A 17794-nucleotide genomic window follows, 5' to 3' on the forward strand; every position below is an offset into this window, starting at 1 on the left:
CGCTATCCGCTCATACAGCACAAGGCCTTATCCGTTGGCAAAAGGACGGTATCCGCTACTATCGCTAACGCAAATTCCGTAATCATTAAACCCAATGACACAAAAAAAACCGTGTAATCAATCCTCAATCGGTGTAATCCCAGAAAAAATCAACGGTTCGATTTCAATTCCTTCAACGAATAAAAACTATCCCGCCAATAAATACCTCCCTGTACCAAAGTAATTACGGATGCCTTTAAATAATTCCAGGCCAAAAATGCCGCCGAAAAAGGGATCATAAAAGCGTACCACCATTTATTAGGCGGTACAATGGTCATATAAAAAATATGCAGCAATAGCATAATGCCGGCCATAATGCGGATTGTAGTAGTGCCAAAAATAAACATGAGGGGCATAGGTAAAGCCACCGATATAAGCATGCTCATCACGTTGTATAACGCCAATGCTGCACTATAATTAGCTACAGCGAACGAGTTTTTCTGGATGCCTTTAGTAAGTTCGCGAAGGTTTTTATACCATTCCAGGCTAACGTAACCATGGGCGGCTAATACGTCCTGACGCATGCCTTCTTTTTTTATTATGCGGCCCAATTGCAAATCGTCGACCGGGCTTAATTTGATCCTTTCATGCGTGCCCATCTTTTCATAAGCCGAACGTCTCACCAGGTTGAAAGCACCGATGCCCGATGATGCTTTTGATCTCGGATTTTTAGCCTCCCAGGGTTTCATATCGATCATTAGCATGATGCTTAGGGTAGCAAATACGCTGTTTAAAATGGCCGAGCGGGAAACTAACTCAGGTAATAGGGTTAAATGATCCAGCTGTTGCTTTACCGCGTAACCCACAGCTTTGTTAATGGCATCGGGATGAAAAACAATATCGGCATCAACAAAAAGCATCCACTCTTCTGTGCTGTTTAAGTAGGCTTGATACAAGGCGTTGTTTTTGCCAAGCCATCCGTCGGGCAGAGCGGTAACCGTTATTACTTGTAGTTGCGGATAGCGCTGGGCGAAGGTTTCCAGTAGTTCGCCCGTGCGGTCTGTTGATCGGTCGTTTACTACAATGACGCGGTGATTGGGGTAGTTGATATTGCATACGCTTTGCAGGGCTTTTTCAAGGTCTTCTTCCTCGTTTCGCATGGCTATGATGATGGCCAGGGGCGGAGGTGTGGCTTGCAATGGCAGTCGGCTTAACTGCTTAATTTGTTTAAAACCCAAAAGCAGGTAAATGTTTAGCGCTATGGTGACAATGAAAATTATCACGCTGTACCAGAAAAGGATCATGATAAATAGGTTTGGTTAAAGGTGGGTAAAAATGAGGGATTATCACAGCAAAAAATAGCATATTGCATTACCAATTTTAATGCCTCATGGAAAATATCAGTCGCAAAAAGTTTATTGCAACTACTGCTTTGGCTGCTGCCGGTTTACCTTTTGGTTTGAGTGCTTTGGGGAAAACATCATTATTACCCGAACAGAACATTCACTCCAGTACTAAGCCCACCGAAAAGATAAAAGTGAGCTTGTTTTCCAAGCACCTGCATTGGTTAAACTACACCGATATGGCCGCTTTAGCGGCACAGTTAGGTTTTGACGGTATAGACCTAACCGTGCGCCCCGATGGTCATGTACAGCCCGAGCGTGTAACGGAAGATCTGCCCAAAGCTGTTGCCGCTGTTGAGAAAGCCGGTTTAAAAGTATATTCGATAGTAACCAATATTAAAACAGCCGACGAGAAAGACACCCAACCGATCTTGAAGGCGGCATCCTCGTTAGGCATTAAATACTACCGTACCGCCTGGTTCAATTACGATAAAAACATCGGTGTGCAGGCCAACATCAAAGCCATCAATAAACAAATGGCTGCACTGGCAGCCATCAATAAAAAATATGGTACGCATGGTGGCTATCAAAACCACTCCGGTGATCTGTTCGGTGCTTCACAGTGGGATCTGTGGTTGGCTTTGGAAGGGCTTGATCCTAACTATATCGGTTGCCAGTACGATGTTCGCCATGCCACCACCGAAGGCGCGGACACCTGGCCGGTAACGCTTGATTTGCTTAAAGCCTATTCCAAAACTATCAGTGTAAAAGATTTTTATTGGGATAAAAAAGACGGCAAATGGCAGGTTAAAAGCGTGCCGTTGGGTGAGGGGATGGTGGATTTTAAAAAATACTTCGCATTGTTAAAGCAGTACAATATTAATGGCCCGCTTAGCCTGCATTGCGAATACCCACTGGGTGGGGCAGAGGATGGTGCCAGGAAGCTGAGTATTAGCAGGAGGAGTTTTCGGCGATAGTGAAAAAGGATTTGACGACGTTGAGAGGTTGGTTGGCCGAGCATGATCTTTAATTAGCGGAGCAATTTAAGTGAATCAAATCGGCGCTAATACTCGATACAAATATGTCATTGCGAGGTACGAAGCAATCGCACAGAAGCCGAGCGGCTATGCAAATCCGCCCTGTATAGTTCGCGATTGCTTCGTATCTACCAATGACAAGTTTAAAATAGGGGTAATGCTGAGCCTGTCGAAGCATGGTGGGTAGGGCCTCTGCGCACGACTCTTCGACAAGCTCAGAGTGACAGGCCCGCCCGCAAATATCATATCTCCTTCAGATACCTCGGCTTTTACTTACTCAATGACATATCGGGAATCTCTACTTTCCTCGTCCTAACCAAAGCAACGAATTGATGATCAGCTTATCCACATCCGCATTGGCAAAAGTTTGCGATAACTCTTTGTTAGTGCCCCCATCATAGTCCATATCATTATGGCCAATGTTAAAGTAAACCATTTTGTATTTTTTGTTTGTCCAGGCCACAGGATAATAACCACTATGCCAGATCTCGTATTGCTTTGGCCCGGTACCCAACGGAAAGCTTGTTGAATCGACCGCCAACAGGATATCGATATCCGGATTTTTGCGGAGGTCATGTTCCCAGCGGTACCATTCGTTAGGGTTGGTTTTAAAAGTTTTAGGCAGGCCTTTGGTTACCGGGTGCTTAGCATCTTCAACCCTTAATATAGCAGGTGTTGGGTGCCATGTATTGCTCACATACTGCCCCGAACCCAAAAACTCGTTATGGTACCAATCCCAGTTTTGCGGAAATGCCGAAGGCGTAAGCGCGAAGGCCGAAAAGTGAAAACCCATCCATGCCCCGCCATTTTTCATATATTGCTCAAAAGCCGCGCGTTGTTCAGGGTTATCGGCACGGGTATCTAAAAATACCACCACCTGGTATTTAGCCAAAAACTCCGGGTTCATATTAGCCCAGTTGTTGGTACTATCATAAGTGAAATTATATTTCTCAGCCATTTTCGGAAACCAGCGGTTAGCTTCATGCATAAAGCTGATGTGCGCGAGATCGGCCCGACCGGTGTAAAAGGCTATTACATTGAATTTCTTTTTGCTTTGGGCGTTGGCGTTTATCGCCGTGAAAAGGATTGCTATTAACAGCAGACCCTTGTTAATCAGATTTCGGTTGATGATCATATCCGTATGTTTATAATTGCGGTTATAAAACTAAGGGATTTGATTTTACGGTGTTGGGAAAATGAAGGGATGAGAGGTAATGTAGGGGGAGATATTAAGGATTATTAACTGATAAGCGGTAAGATATATTAATCAATAAATAGAGGAACGATATCCATAATACATGGTTGCCTATAAACTTCAATTTTAAAATACATTTTTTTCCCTTGCTTCACAATTGAGTAATTGATGATCTTTTGATCTGTGAGAAATACGCTACCTCTTTGAAAATATTTAATCGAATCTTCTACAGCTGACTTCGCTATTGCTTTATGATTTTGTTGGTCTACCGTTTGACAAGAATCGGAAAAATTCAATTTGTGATTATGGCTGATTGTCAGATTTGTCGAATCGGTTTTATTAATTACCCGTGCTTGTAAAACGGATACGAAAAGCTCATTCAATACTTGTGGTCCGTCGTAGTCAATATTTAATTTCAGAGTATCTAAGGCTTTGTTGAATTCGGTTTCGAAAGTGGCTGAGGCCTTGTTCACTTTATCAGAATCGGTATCGTAAACAAAATTCCAATAGCTTTTAAATCTTGCGGAGGGAACAGGTATTGAATAAAATTGATTATTGCCGTTGGATATAACAAGCATCTGTTGTAACCTGTCTGGAGATTTCGTCGGCCGAAAGAGCTGAATCTTGACTTGAGGGTTCGGTATGTTTAAGCATCTAACTAATTCATATTCCTTTCCATCAAAAATAACCAAATTAGGAAATCTCTTTTTTGCCGCGCTTATAGCTGCATAAGTTTTGGACTCGAAACTTTTAGAGCAGGAGGCTAATATTAATGATGTAATTACAACGAAGATTATTGATAATAAGGTTGTCGGTTTCATTGCTTGAATGCTTATAAATACCTCGTTTGCGTATTCGTCAAAAACGAACTCTGCTTTCTTTTATTATTCAACAAACTGCCCGTTTGGAAGCGGGCAGTCATTATCATCACAATACCATCTGCTCAAACAACCTGTTCAAAGTAGCCTCCGCATCAGCCGTCATCCCCGGATGCACCTTTGAAGCCTGCACCACTGTGCTCCTTGTAGCGGTAAGCCAGCGAAACCGCGACGGCTGATCAAGCTGTGCTATCGGCCCGGCGTCTTTTTCGCCATTGCAGATCCGCTCCAGCGAATTGACATTATCCTTCAGGCAATCCAGATCAAGGTCGCCGCAGAAGCCCGCCAAGCGCTTGTTATCAAGGCTGAATAATACTTTTAAAAACTTTTGTTTGGCACAGAATACTATCACCCCGATGTTGATAAACTCTTCGCGCTCTACCCTCGGTACAACGCGGATAACGGCGTACTCAAATACCTGCATATAGGGCTTGTTTTGCGGCTGTAACAAATACTTCAGAAGCGGCCAACCGGGTTATGATAAACTCGGCGTAAATGTTGCGGACTTCGTCGGGTGTTTCTTCAAAATCGCGGTAGGTGATCCAATCGTCGGGGATCAAGGCTACAATATCGTGGATCTTTTCGGGGGTTAGGATGGCTTTAAATTCGGTATCAACAGCATCCAGTCGGGTAGCCCTTGCTAATAGAACATGATCTTTCACCTGTGCAAACGGACGGGTTGCCATCTCTTGCCAGTTATTCCATGAGTGGTGGAAATACAGCGCGGCACCGTTATCTATCATCCAAAGTTCTTTATGCCAGATAAGCATATTGGTATTACGGGCCGTACGGTCAACATTGGTAAGCAGGCAATCAAACCATACTATCTGCGAGGCCAGTTTGGCATCAACAATGGTAACCGCCGGATCAAACGTGATAGCTCCAGATAAATAGTGTAGCGCCAGGTTAAGCCCTTCGCTAAATTTCAATAAATCCTGGATCTCTTCGTCAGCTTCGGAGCGACCGAAGGCTTCATCGAGGTTAGCGAAAACCAGTTCGGGTACTTTAAAGCCGAGCAGGCGCGCTATTTCGCCGCCTATCAGTTCGGCAATTAAAGCTTTTACGCCCTGGCCTGCGCCTCGGAATTTGAGTACATATAAAAAGCCATCGTCGGCCTCGGCAATAGCGGGTAACGAGCCGCCTTCGCGCAGGGGCGTTACGTAACGGGTTACGTTTACAGTGCGAAGCTGTGGTGGTGTGTAGTTCATAGTTTTTTGTTGCGACGAAAGTTACTTGCTAACGCTTGTTTTGCGTTAGGGATTGCAGCGGATACCGTCCTTTAGCTAACGGATAATGTCTGTGTAGAATGAACGGGAACGCCATACTACTAATGCTAAGCTTTTGTGTTATCCGACTTACATTCGCCGCTCAATTGCCGCGGAGGCTGTTACTTTTGTCTTGATACAAAAGTAACCAAAAAATCAAGTCAGCAGAGAGGTTTCTTTGCCGCGCTGGCCTCCGCTCTTGGCCACTGCTTGCCTTCCCTGCAAAATGGGTAAAACCAGGGGCTGCTAAATTTTGCCCCTGTTTCACTCGCGCTTGCCCCGCCCTGCTGCAAAAAGTAGCTATGCCCCTGCAGCCGCACCGCCCACATCGTTTTACCCATTTTCGCCCGAAACTTTTCTGCTGACGGAGAAGATCAATACTTTAAACAATCATTTCGCTATCCAAGAGAAATCCTATAAATCCTCAAATCTCCAAAATCCCGGTTCAGACAAAATCAACGAAATCATTTTTTTCAAATCAACGGTACCTACTGACATAGGGTTGTCATTACCCCGTCGTTACTTTACATCATAAAACAAACACAACATTATGGATACTTTGAAATCGTTATTGAAAGAGATGGAACAAGAGGCTCAAACCACCGAAAAAATGCTGAGCCGCATTCCTGACGATAAATACCAGTGGAAACCCCACCCCAAAAGCATGACCATTGAGCAGTTATCAAGTCACATTGCCGAACTGCCTACCTGGGTTCCCCTCGCCCTGCATACCGACGAATTGGATTTTGCCACCTCGCCTTACGCGCCAAAAAAAATTGCCAATACTGCCGAGTTATTAAAGTTTTTTGAAGATTCGTTAGCGGATAGTTACGCCAACCTGCAAAAGGCTGATGTAAATACTTTTGATGAGATCTGGACTTTGCGCAACGGCGAGCAGATCCTTACGCAACGCACTAAGCTGGAAGTGATCAGGATGACCTACTGCCAGATTGTGCACCACCGCGCACAGTTGGGTGTGTACCTGAGGCTACTGGACATTCCTATTCCGGGAAGCTACGGCCCAAGTGCTGATGATTTAGGACTTTAATGTGATAAGGACATTACCCTACCTTTACCTTATGAATAATTAAAACACACAAAAGCCGGGCAGGCATTAGCGGGCCTGGCTTTTGTGTGTTTAGCACTATCCACGGTGCTTTGACAGCTTACCTGTGTTAATTTCTTCCAGGAAACCATTTTCGTTAATAGCATATCGGGCCTCGGAGGTGTCGGTATCTATTTTGTAATTTACGGTCTTTACTTTTTTGTTCCTGATCCTTTTGCCGAAGATGAACATTGGCAAAACGAAAACCGCAAGCAGGACTACAACTTGTAATAGGGTTGTGTACATAACATCTAACATAAAAATTTAAGTCTGATTGGTACCTATATAACGTTATTTAGAGAAAATTGGTTTACTCTTTTGGTGTTATAATATACTAATCATTACGCGCATATAGCTAATTGTGTGCCATATTTTTATTTGACGTTATTTATTGTGTAAATATTACACAAGCTGTGTTATTTAGTTGGTTTACAATAAAGTAATAGGTTTATTAATCACTTTGATGTTTAAACGCCTTGTGGTTTTGAAATAAATAATATACAGTACACTTTATTGATTTCAGTACAGTGGCGAAGTATCGTTTTTTGACGAGAGGGAATGGTAAGGGCCGCGGATTTTAGGGTGGAAAATGTTGAAAAATATATTTTTTGAGCGGCTATTTTTGAAGACAATAGATGGATTTATGACCAGTATTACCGCATCGTCATTGCGAGGTACGAAGCAATCGCGAACTATACAGGGCAGCCCTGCCTCCGTGCGATTGCTTCGTGCCTCGCAATGACGGCTTTTATAACTAAGTTAAAGGCGGTCGTGGAGACACGACCGCGGGGGAGAGCATGGTTTTATAAATTATAAAACGCCACCGCGTTCCCACCAAACAATAATTCCTTTTCAGCAACGGATAATCTTTCGGCATAAAGTCCCATCACCTCCATTGTTTTCTCATAACCACCGGCCAGCAAGCATACCGGCCAATCCGAGCCGAACATTACGCGGTTAATACCGAAAGCGTTGAACACAATATCGATATAAGGGATAAAATCAGCTGCCGGGGTATTGTGCCAATCAGCTTCGGTAAGCAGGGCCGATACTTTGCAATACACGTTGGTGTAGGCGGCCAGTTTTTCAATATCCTGTTTCCATCCTTCAATTTTACCTGCTTTAATGTAGGGTTTGGCCATATGATCAAGCACGAATTTCTGCTCAGGAAATTCGGCTACTAATTGGGCAGCATATGGCAGGTGATTTGGGAAGATCAGGATATCGTATGTATATCCATGATTACCTAAAGTGGCTATCCCTTTTTTAAAAGCAGGGGAGAGCATGTATTGCTCATCGGGTTCTGCCTGTAATATATGGCGGAAGCCTTTCAGCTTTTCGTATTTTTTAAAATGATGCAGCCTATCTTCCAGGTCATCAGCTTTCAGGTCTATCCAGCCTACTACGCCTTTGATAAAAGGGTTCACGGAAGCCAGATCGAGCAAAAAATCAGTTTCTTTTTCCGATTGATCGGCCTGAACGGCAACACAGCCATCCACGCCGTGTTGCTGTAATACAGGTAACAGGTCTTCCGGATAAAAATCCCGACCTATTACCTGCATATCTTCAGTGATCCAGCTGTCCCTTACTGGGTTGTATTGCCAGAAATGCTGATGCGCATCAATTTTTAGCATACGCTATTACGTTTTGTTTCGATTCGCCAAGGCCTTCGATACCTAACTCAACCACATCGCCCGCTTTTAAATAGATAGGCGGTTTCATGCCTAAACCAACACCGGCAGGCGTACCTGTCGAGATGATATCGCCGGGCAACAACGTCATGAATTGGCTGGTGTATGAAATGAGGTGCGGCAGGTTGAATATGAAGTTTGATGTAGTGCCATCCTGCATGGTTTCGCCATTAACTTTAAGCCAAAGGCGTAGGTTATGCGGATCGGCAATTTCATCAGGTGTAGCCAAAAACGGACCAAGCGGTGCGAAGGTGTCGCAACCTTTACCTTTATCCCAGGTACCATTACGCTCCAGTTGAAACTCGCGCTCGCTCACGTCATTATGCAATACGTAACCGGCAACGTAATCCATCGCTTCGGCTTCTTCTACATATGATGCTTTTTTGCCGATAACCACGGCAAGTTCCACTTCCCAGTCGGTTTTTACCGAGTTTTTAGGGATCATGATATCATCAAACGGACCAACAATAGCAGTAGTTGATTTCATGAAGATAACCGGCTCGGGTGGGAGCGGTGCATTGGTTTCCTTAGCATGATCGGCATAGTTTAAACCGATGCAAACTAGTTTTGACGGACGAGCGATCGGGCTGCCTAAGCGCACATCATCAGCAACTTCGGGCAGCAGGTTATCCTGTACAAAGGCTGAAAGACGGTTAAGGCCGTCGGTTTCAAAAAACTGTTCGGTATAATCTTCGCCAAAGGCAGATACATCGTATTTTTTATCGTTCAGGATAACTCCCGGTTTCTCTTTACCTGGTTCGCCAAAGCGTATTAATTTCATTTTATGGGTATTAGTTAGTTGTCAGTTTAATAATAGTATCGTTAGGGTCGGTTGCAATACCGTTTAGATATACAAACACGCCCTCGGTTTGTTGTTTAAATTTTACCGCGCTGCCATCGGCCAATAAAGCAGCCTTAGCTACTTTGCCTTTTAACTGCGGAATAAAGATATATGGCTGTTGTGGTGGTGTCATCAAGTGTACATACAGGTTTTTATCTTTTTGGGTGATAGTCCCCCAGGGTTGTGCTGGGATAACACTACCTCTTGTACCATAAATGGCTTCACCATTTTTTTGTACCCAGGCACCTACAATAGCCAAAGTATCCGTAAACTCGGGTTGGATCTTACCGTTTGGCATGGGGCCGATATTGAGGAGGAAGTTGGCATTTAAACCAGCAGCATTTACCAGGTATTGGATAATACGTTTTGATGATTTAAAGCTGTGATCGGTTATGTTAAAACCCCAGCTGTTATTGATGGTTTCGCAGGTTTCGAGGGGTAGGGTGCCTATTTTTGATTTACCGCTGAAACCGGTGGTATTAGCTCCTGGCAGGTCTTTTTCAAATGCCTGAAAATCTTCGCCTTCTTTTGGCTCGAGATGGTGGTTATTGCCGATGAGGATGGCAGGGTTTAGTTTATGGATCAGGCTATAAATTTCATCATAATGCCAGTTTACGTCGCGCTCCCAATGACCATCAAACCAGATGCCTTTTATACCCGGATATTTGGTAATGAGTTCGGTAAGCTGGGCTTTCATGAAATTGATATAGCTATCCCAGTCGCCGTTTACAGGTTTGCCATCAACTATCGGGCTGCCATAAGCATAATCTTTCCTGCCCCAATCCAACAGCGAATAATAAAAATGCAGTTCGATGCCTTCTTTAACGCATTCCTGCGCCAGTTCCATTAACGGGTCGCGGTGGTAGGGTGTGGCATCAACAATATTATAAGGCGATGCTTTGGTGCCAAACATGCTGAAACCATCATGATGGCGCGAGGTAATGGTGATATACTTCATGCCTGCTTTTTTGGCAAACATCACCCAATCGTGCGCGTTAAAAGCCTGCGGATTAAAGAAATCGGCCAGACGTTTATAGCTATCATAAGGGATATGCTTTTCGTTCATTACCCACTCGCCCGCACCAAGCTCACTGTAAATGCCCCAATGAATAAACAAACCGAACTTCATGTCCTGGAAGGTTTTCCTCGAGGCCAGGTTTTCGGCCGTTGGCGTGTAGGTTTGAGCGCCGGCACTTACAGCGCCCAGCAGCATACCCATTAATAATAGCTTTTTGATCATATCAAATCGTTGTTTAGTTGTTCAGGGTGATGAATCCACCATCAATAGGATAATCAGTACCGGTAATGAAACCGGCCTCGTCCGAACATAAGTAAAGCGCTAAAGCCGCAACTTCTTCCGGTTTACCCATACGGCCTATTGGTTGGCTTTTTGATAACTTTTGGAAGATCTCTTCTTCGCGGCCTGCATAATTTTTGGCAATGAACCCATCTACAAAAGGCGTATGCACCCTCGCCGGCGAGATGCAGTTACAGCGGATATTCTCATTAATATAATCGCGCGCCACAGATAAGGTCATGGCGTGGATAGCGCCCTTGCTCATTGAGTAAGCAAACCTGTCGGTGATACCTACGCTGGCCGCTATCGAGGCTGTGTTTAGTATAACACCGCCGCCGTTGTTTTTCAATGCGGGGATAGCCGCGTAAAGGCAATTGTAAGCGCCTTTCACGTTCACGTTGAATACTTTTTCAAAATCCTCGGTACTGGTATTATCAGCCCTGCCGATGTGCGCTATGCCGGCGTTGTTGATCAGGATATCAATTTTGCCAACTTTAGCAAAAGTATCTACCACCTGTTGCTGGTTGCTTACATCGCAGGCGTAACCGGTAGCTTTGCCGCCTGCCACGGTGATTTCGTTAACGGTATCGGCTGCCGCCTGATCGTTTAATTCGATGATGTGTACTTCTGCACCTTGCTGAGCAAATAGTACGGCCATGGCTTTGCCTATGCCGCTGCCGCCGCCGGTTATGATTACTGATTTATTGGTTAGTTTGAACATGTTAGTTTCTGTTTTTTGCTATTTCTCTCAACGCCGTTGTTGGTGTTGTCACCAACAGCTTTTTCAATTCCCTCCCTCGGGAGGGGTGCGGCTGGATTGTGCGGTGGCAGGGAGGGGTTTATGCGCCATGCTTACTGAATAAGCATATCGGCGAACCCCTCCCTACACCCTCCCAAGGAAGGGAATCGCACAGGCCCTTGTTTGTATTTTAAGTTTTACAACGATACCCCTCTTTTCCACGGAATAAAATCATCCTGCCCCAGCTTTACCGATTTTGGTTCCGCTTCACCGCTGGCTACCTGTATTACATAGTCCAGGATACGCTCACCGGCTTGCTGAATAGTTTCAGAGCCTTCAATGATGGTTCCGCAGTTGATATCTATAATATCAGGCATGCGCTGAAACATGGCCGTATTGGTTGATAGTTTGATAACCGGGGTGATAGGGTTACCCGTAGGCGTACCTAAACCGGTGGTAAATAAAACGATATTAGCACCTGAACCAACCTCGGCAGTAGTACTTTCCACATCGCTGCCCGGTGTGCAGAGCAGATTTAAGCCTGGTTTGGTCACTTTTTCAGGATAATCCAACACGGCAGTTACCGGCGATGATCCGCCTTTTTTTGCCGCCCCGGCCGATTTAATAGCATCGGTGATCAAACCATCGCGGATATTGCCTGGTGATGGGTTGGCGTAAAAACCGGAACCATCTGCCTCGGCACGGGCATTATAAGTAGTCATGAGGTGCATGAAACGGTTGGCGGTATCTATGTCAACACAACGGTCGCTTAGTTCCTGTTCAACGCCGCAAAGCTCAGGGAACTCGGCAAGGATAACCGAGCCGCCCATGGTAACCAGTAAATCGGATACATAGCCTAATGCCGGGTTAGCCGAAATACCAGAAAAACCATCCGAACCACCACATTCCAAACCAATACATAGTTTGGATAGGGGAGCTGGTTGGCGACTTGTTTCATTCGCTTTTACTAAACCGGCGAAGGTTTGCTTTAAAGCTTGTTTTAATAATTCGCTTTCGGTGCCTACTTTCTGCTGCTCTAATACTACCAATGGTTTATTGAAATTAGCATCACGTTTAGCGATCTCGGCCTGCAAAATGCTTACCTGCGCGTGCTGGCAACCTAAGCTTAGTACGGTAGCGCCTGCTACGTTAGGGTGGGTGATGTACCCGGCAATCAAACCACAAAGTGCGTCCGAATCTTCGCGGGTGCCGCCGCAACCTAAACTATGGTTCAGGAATTTGATGCCGTCGATATTTTTGAACAGGCGTTTTGAGTTTGGTTTATCTTCGGATGGGTTGATATCTGCATTCAGAATTTCCTCTACCGATTTACCGGCCTGGTAAAGTTCCATCAGTTGCTCAACATCGCCTTCATAGCTTTTGGCCTTTTTGTAGCCCAGTTTATCAACTAACGCTTCTTTTAGCACGTTAATGTTTCTGTTCTCGCAAAAAACAAGCGGAACTACAACCCAATAATTGGCCGTACCTACCGAACCATCTTCGCGGTGATAACCCATAAAGGTTTTGCCATCAAAACTATTAGTATCGGGTTTATGCCAGTCCAATTTACGTTCACCAAGGCGGAAGCCATCGGCAGCATGGTACACGTTTTCGGTAGTGAGCAAACCACCTTGCGGAATAACCGAAGAGGCTTTGCCTACCAATACGCCGTACATGTAAATTTCTTTATCTACCGGGAGTTCATTGATAGCGAATTTGTGTTTCGCGGCTACTTTATTTACCAGTGCAAAAGTTTGTCCCTCAAACGTGATAACTGTTCCCTGCTCCAGATCTTGCAGGGCCACCAGTACGTTATCATGCGGATGGATCCTTAAATATGTTTCTTTTTGTGTTGACATTCGTTTTTATGATCGGTCCTTTTTTAGCAAGGACAATATTTTTTTGCTTATTGCTGAAGCGTAAGTTCAATTACCGGAATTTCGTACGGCGGTTTCTGCGTTGGCAAAGTCAGTTCCAGATCGTCGCCGTTACCTTCTTTATATAACAACTCCGAACTATCGTTCAAAAACTGGGCGTATTTAATTTTGCCTTTATAGCCTGGCAATATCAGTTTCCCTTGCGGATAGCTGAATAATTGTACATACAGTTTACCCGCGGCTTTGTTGTAAGTTAATTTACTTCCTTCAGGTACTTTATAAGTATCCGGTGCGAAAGTGCAATCGTATATGGATTTGCTGTTGGCATGCATCCAATAAGCCAGGCTATCCAAAGCACGGTTAGCACGGTAATCAAATTCGCCGCGGGCAGTAGGGCCAACATTCAGGATCAGGTTGCCCCCGTTGCTTGTAGCTGTAATTAATAGATCGAGCAGTTGGCGGTGGGTTTTCCAGGTGTTTTCATCGCGGTAGTATCCCCATGATCCAGAAAAAGTTTGGCAGGTTTCCCAGGTTTTGCCGCGGTATTTGGCCAGTTCTTCGGTGCTTACCTGTTCTGGTGTTTCAAAGTCGGCACCGTCTTTATATTCTTCTAAGTTCAGGCGGTTATCAATGATAATGCCCGGCTGCAATTTTCTGATCAGTTTTACCAGTTCAACAGCACCCCAGTCATCCTTGGTTTTGCCATGGCCGTTTTTGTTCGGGAATGAAAAATCTAACCAAAGGATATCGATCTTACCATAATTGGTTAACAACTCGGTGATCTGGTTACGCATGTACTGGCGGTATTTTGCCATGTCGCGGCCTTTGTTCAGTTTGGCGTAGCTGGCGTCGCTTTTATCAGCAGGTGATTGCGGGTGATAATCGTCGATCAGATAATCGGGATGGTGCCAATCTAACAATGAATAATAAAAACCAACCTTTAAGCCTTGCGAACGGAACGCGTTCACATACTCGCGTACCAAATCGCGTTTGGCTTTGGTGTTAGGGGCTTTGTAATCGGTATATTTTGAATCGAACAGGCAAAAACCTTCGTGGTGTTTAGTGGTCAACACAGCGTATTTCATACCAGCCGCTTTAGCTTCTTTAGCCCATTTTTGCGGTTCGAATTGATCGGGGTTAAACTGGTCGAAGTATTTTTGGTAAACATCGTTGGTGATGTGCTCATGGTTTTTTACCCACTCGTGGCGGGCTGCCTGCGAGTATAGTCCCCAGTGAATGAACATGCCAAAGCGGTCGTCCTTCCACCATTCCATGCGTTTATCTTTTTGGGCGTCGGTTTCGGTGCCGATCATTTTTTGCGCGAAAACTGATGGGGCCATCAGCAATACAAATATCGCGAGTAGTTGTATTTTTCTAAGCATCTTTATCTTGGTTTATAAGGTGAATACTTTATTCATTAACACCCATTTTGCACCCGCGGGAGCATTTTTAACCGGCAATTGGTAGCCCCACATCAAATCTTCCCATTCCTGTACCTTCGGATTAGCGGCATCCATAGCTGCCGATCTCTCAAAGCTAAAACCATCGTTTACTTCCATGATCATGAACATGCGGGTATCAAAACGATAAATTTCCATGTTGATGATCCCCTTGGCTTTAATACTATCGTGAATTTCGGGCCAGATGCTTTCGTGGTATTTTTCGTATTCGGCAATCAGGGCCGCGTCGTCTTTCAAGTCGAGGGTTAAACAGTATCGTTGGCTCATAGAATAGCTCTCAAAAAAGTTTATATCGGTATTACAAAGAAATAAGGTTTAAGGTTAAATAGTTATCAAAAATTGGCTAAAACGTTCAGCTATTTTGGCATAGATTACTGGCGGAAACGATTGCGTTGATTTTTGCTTTTGGGATTACACCGATTGATTTCTGATTACACCGATTTTGGCCGTTGATTTTTTTGATTACGTTGATTCCGCTGATTTGTCTGAACTCGAATTTTAAGGAATTAAGCGAATTGACAGAATGCTAAGAAAATTCGATAGATTTCTATAATTCCCCCCAATTCGAGTTCAGACAAAATCATGCTTCATTCATTCCTCAACGAACTCGTTGGGTTGGCCAGTGCCGCTCTGAAAGTAAGATAAAACGTAGTGATCATAGCGATGGTAACCAGCGCGAAAACCGGCAATACAAACTGCCACCAGGTAAGTTGCACCCTGAAGGCATAACCATTAAGCCATTGGTTAATAAAAATATAAGCCAGCGGAATGGCTACCAGGCTCGAGATGAAGATAAGTTTCACCACTTCCCAGGTTAACAGCGAGATGATGTTTTGTACTGATGCGCCGAGTACTTTCCGCACGCCTATCTCTTTGGTACGGCGGGCAGCTGAGTAAGCGGTTAGGCCAAACAAACCTATGCAGGCGATAAAAATGGCCAGCGATGCAAACAGCGTAAATACATGACCAAACTGCGTATCCTGCGCATACTGGCGGTTATAAAAATCATCCAGAAAAAAGAAATCGAATGATGATTCGGGGAAAGTATTGTTCCAGCTTGCTTTGATATTATCAACCATCTGGCGCATGTTGCCGCCGTTTACTTTTACAGAGATATAATCGGCCGGGATCCAAGGTAGTTTAGGATCCATGAACAGGATTACCGGGGTGTAGTTTTTTTGAAGCGATTGTTGGTGATAATCTTTCACCACGCCGATGATCTCGTTAGGTTCTTTCTCTAACGTTTCGATCCATACTTTTTTACCTATGGCATCTTGCGGCGAGGCAAAGCCGAACTGTTTTACAGCGGCCTCGTTCATCACCAAACCAACAGAATCTGCCAGGCGACTTCTATCAAAAGCCCTGCCTGCTATCACCTGCAGTCCATAAGTTGGGATAAAATCATGATCGGCTCGGAGCATTTCGTAAGTTCGTTCTTCAGATTTTGGCGCGCCAAAGCGTCTGTCGGCTAAGTTTTTTCCTACTTCCTTGCCGGGTATAGCGCCTGAGAATGTAACAGCCTTAACACCCGCAAAAGCCTGAAGTGTAGTTTTAAAACTTGCAGTTGCCTGGTTATAATTTGGCGTGTTTACCGGCATTTTCAGCACAATGGTTTGATCAATGTTTACGCCTGTGCTTTGACTGTTCATGTAAACTATTTGCCTGTAAACCGCGAAGGTTCCTGCAATCAATAAAACCGAAGCCATAAACTGGAAAGCCACCATCCCGCGGCGCAACAGTACCCCGCTTTTTGAAAACGCGAAACGGCCTTTCAATACAGCTATCGGTTTCATGCGGGCCAGCACAGTTGCCGGGTAAATGCCCGAAAGCAGGATGCTCCCAACAAAAACTGCGGCGATCTTAATATATAAAGCACTATCAAACAAAAGACTATATGCTCCCTCGCCATATAAATAGTTCATCAAACCATAACGGCCTGCTAACACTAAAACCACCGCTACTAAAAGGGCGGCGAGGTTAATAATAACCGATTCGGTAAGAAACTGCATGATTAGTTGAGGTGCATGCGCGCCGCTTACCTTACGAATGCCGACTTCACGCGCCCTATCTACCGATTTGGTTGTAGCCAGATTGATATAATTAATACAGGCAATTAACAGGATGACATAGGCAATGATACTCAGAAAATCTACAGCGAAACGGTTGCCTTTTACCTCAATTTCGTTGGATTTAGCAGGGTTAAGATGGATATCGGCAAGCGGAACAAGCTTAATGGTCCACTTCAGGTCTTTTAGTGAAGGTCCGGTTTTATACCGCTCTGCCAGGGCGGGAAATTTAGCCTCTACCGTAGCCGGACTGGCATGTGGTTTCAGTTTTACAAACGTGTAGCTTTCATGCAGGTACCAAAAATCTTTTTCGAACTTAGGTATGGTTGCCCATGATACCAGGAAATTGAACTGCATGGTTGAGTTGGCGGGCACATCTTTAAACACGCCGGTCACCATGCAATGATAACTATCGCTCAGGGTAGTAATATCCAGGTATTTGCCCATCGGTTCATCGTTGCCAAAATACTTTTTAGCTGCTGATTGCGAGATCACTATCGAATTAACTTCATTAAGCGCGGTTAGTTTATCGCCGCTAAGCATAGGGTATGCGAAAAAGTTAAAGAAGTTACTATCTGCAAAGCAAACATGCTCCTCTCTAAATTTGATGTTGTTGTATTTTACTACCCGTTCGGCGTTATGCCAGTCTATCCGTGCAAATGATTCAATTTCGGGGAAATTGGCCTTCATGGCGGTGGCGTACCCGTTGGTGCTGGTTGGCCAGCTGTCGCTCAGGTTATCACCGCGGTAAAACTGACTTTCAACCCTATAAATGTTGGCAGCATCGGGGTGCATCCGATCGTAGCTTTTTTCGAAGTTTACGTAGGCGAATATCAGGATGAACGCCGCCAGACCCAAAGCAAGCCCGGTTATATTGATAAAAGTGTAAGTTTTATTTTTAACAAGATTGCGCCAGGTAACAAGCAGGATGTTGCGGATCATATTGTAGGGTTGAGATTTACAATATAGGGATCAGAATTAAACAATCCTCAGAATATGTGGAATTTGGTTGGCGGAGGGC

At 44.6% G+C, this 17794-nt stretch carries 16 protein-coding genes; 2 read left to right on the forward strand and 14 right to left on the reverse strand.

The window, feature by feature from the left end; genetic code table 11:
* Positions 1 to 149 precede the first annotated feature (149 nt).
* Positions 150 to 1283, reverse strand: coding sequence for a glycosyltransferase family 2 protein (locus AAFN85_RS22195; protein WP_347529850.1), 1134 nt, complete (start codon positions 1281 to 1283; stop codon positions 150 to 152).
* Positions 1284 to 1369: 86 nt separating this feature from the next.
* Between AAFN85_RS22195 and AAFN85_RS22200 the strand changes: the two genes are divergently transcribed.
* Positions 1370 to 2299, forward strand: coding sequence for a sugar phosphate isomerase/epimerase family protein (locus AAFN85_RS22200; protein ID WP_347529851.1), 930 nt, complete (start codon positions 1370 to 1372; stop codon positions 2297 to 2299).
* A gap of 358 nt (positions 2300 to 2657) precedes the next feature.
* Here AAFN85_RS22200 and AAFN85_RS22205 read toward each other — a convergent pair whose 3' ends face one another.
* From AAFN85_RS22205 to AAFN85_RS22220, 4 genes are all read right to left on the reverse strand, one after another.
* Positions 2658 to 3494 carry a ThuA domain-containing protein gene (locus AAFN85_RS22205; RefSeq protein WP_347529852.1) on the reverse strand — a complete coding sequence of 279 codons (837 nt, stop codon included), beginning with the start codon at positions 3492 to 3494 and terminating at the stop codon, positions 2658 to 2660.
* Positions 3495 to 3622: 128 nt separating this feature from the next.
* The gene (locus AAFN85_RS22210; RefSeq protein ID WP_347529854.1) at positions 3623 to 4375 is read right to left on the reverse strand and encodes a hypothetical protein; all 753 of its coding nucleotides are present in this window, start codon (positions 4373 to 4375) and stop codon (positions 3623 to 3625) included.
* Between the two features lie 106 nt (positions 4376 to 4481).
* Positions 4482 to 4856 carry a DUF3037 domain-containing protein gene (locus tag AAFN85_RS22215; protein ID WP_347529856.1) on the reverse strand — a complete coding sequence of 125 codons (375 nt, stop codon included), beginning with the start codon at positions 4854 to 4856 and terminating at the stop codon, positions 4482 to 4484.
* A complete protein-coding gene (locus tag AAFN85_RS22220) occupies positions 4843 to 5640 on the reverse strand; it encodes a HipA family kinase (protein ID WP_347529857.1) in 798 nt (265 codons plus the stop codon). Before AAFN85_RS22220 ends, AAFN85_RS22215 begins: the two co-directional genes overlap by 14 nt.
* Positions 5641 to 6247: 607 nt before the next feature.
* Between AAFN85_RS22220 and AAFN85_RS22225 the strand changes: the two genes are divergently transcribed.
* Positions 6248 to 6745, forward strand: a complete 498-nt coding sequence (locus AAFN85_RS22225) for a DinB family protein (RefSeq protein ID WP_347529858.1) — start codon at positions 6248 to 6250, stop codon at positions 6743 to 6745.
* A gap of 96 nt (positions 6746 to 6841) precedes the next feature.
* Here AAFN85_RS22225 and AAFN85_RS22230 read toward each other — a convergent pair whose 3' ends face one another.
* From AAFN85_RS22230 to AAFN85_RS22270, 9 genes are all read right to left on the reverse strand, one after another.
* On the reverse strand, positions 6842 to 7048 hold the full coding sequence (locus AAFN85_RS22230) for a hypothetical protein (RefSeq protein WP_347529859.1): 207 nt from the start codon (positions 7046 to 7048) through the stop codon (positions 6842 to 6844).
* Between the two features lie 557 nt (positions 7049 to 7605).
* Positions 7606 to 8436: an amidohydrolase family protein gene (locus AAFN85_RS22235; RefSeq protein WP_347529860.1), complete on the reverse strand. Its 831-nt coding sequence runs from the start codon at positions 8434 to 8436 to the stop codon at positions 7606 to 7608.
* Positions 8423 to 9274, reverse strand: a complete 852-nt coding sequence (locus AAFN85_RS22240) for a fumarylacetoacetate hydrolase family protein (protein ID WP_347529862.1) — start codon at positions 9272 to 9274, stop codon at positions 8423 to 8425. The genes AAFN85_RS22235 and AAFN85_RS22240 overlap by 14 nt, the downstream gene beginning before the upstream one ends.
* Positions 9275 to 9284: 10 nt before the next feature.
* On the reverse strand, positions 9285 to 10574 hold the full coding sequence (locus AAFN85_RS22245) for an alpha-L-fucosidase (protein WP_347529863.1): 1290 nt from the start codon (positions 10572 to 10574) through the stop codon (positions 9285 to 9287).
* A 13-nt stretch (positions 10575 to 10587) separates the two neighbouring features.
* Positions 10588 to 11352 carry an SDR family oxidoreductase gene (locus AAFN85_RS22250; RefSeq protein ID WP_347529864.1) on the reverse strand — a complete coding sequence of 255 codons (765 nt, stop codon included), beginning with the start codon at positions 11350 to 11352 and terminating at the stop codon, positions 10588 to 10590.
* Positions 11353 to 11567: 215 nt separating this feature from the next.
* Positions 11568 to 13229, reverse strand: coding sequence for an altronate dehydratase family protein (locus AAFN85_RS22255; RefSeq protein ID WP_347529865.1), 1662 nt, complete (start codon positions 13227 to 13229; stop codon positions 11568 to 11570).
* A gap of 47 nt (positions 13230 to 13276) precedes the next feature.
* On the reverse strand, positions 13277 to 14629 hold the full coding sequence (locus AAFN85_RS22260; RefSeq protein WP_347529866.1) for an alpha-L-fucosidase: 1353 nt from the start codon (positions 14627 to 14629) through the stop codon (positions 13277 to 13279).
* A gap of 12 nt (positions 14630 to 14641) precedes the next feature.
* The gene (locus AAFN85_RS22265; protein ID WP_347529867.1) at positions 14642 to 14974 is read right to left on the reverse strand and encodes an L-rhamnose mutarotase; all 333 of its coding nucleotides are present in this window, start codon (positions 14972 to 14974) and stop codon (positions 14642 to 14644) included.
* A gap of 320 nt (positions 14975 to 15294) precedes the next feature.
* Positions 15295 to 17715 (reverse strand): ABC transporter permease, encoded by a 2421-nt coding sequence (locus tag AAFN85_RS22270; RefSeq protein ID WP_347529868.1) that lies wholly within the window; start codon positions 17713 to 17715, stop codon positions 15295 to 15297.
* Positions 17716 to 17794: the final 79 nt, after the last annotated feature.

Source organism: Mucilaginibacter sp. CAU 1740, assembly GCF_039839285.1.
Taxonomy (GTDB): domain Bacteria; phylum Bacteroidota; class Bacteroidia; order Sphingobacteriales; family Sphingobacteriaceae; genus Mucilaginibacter.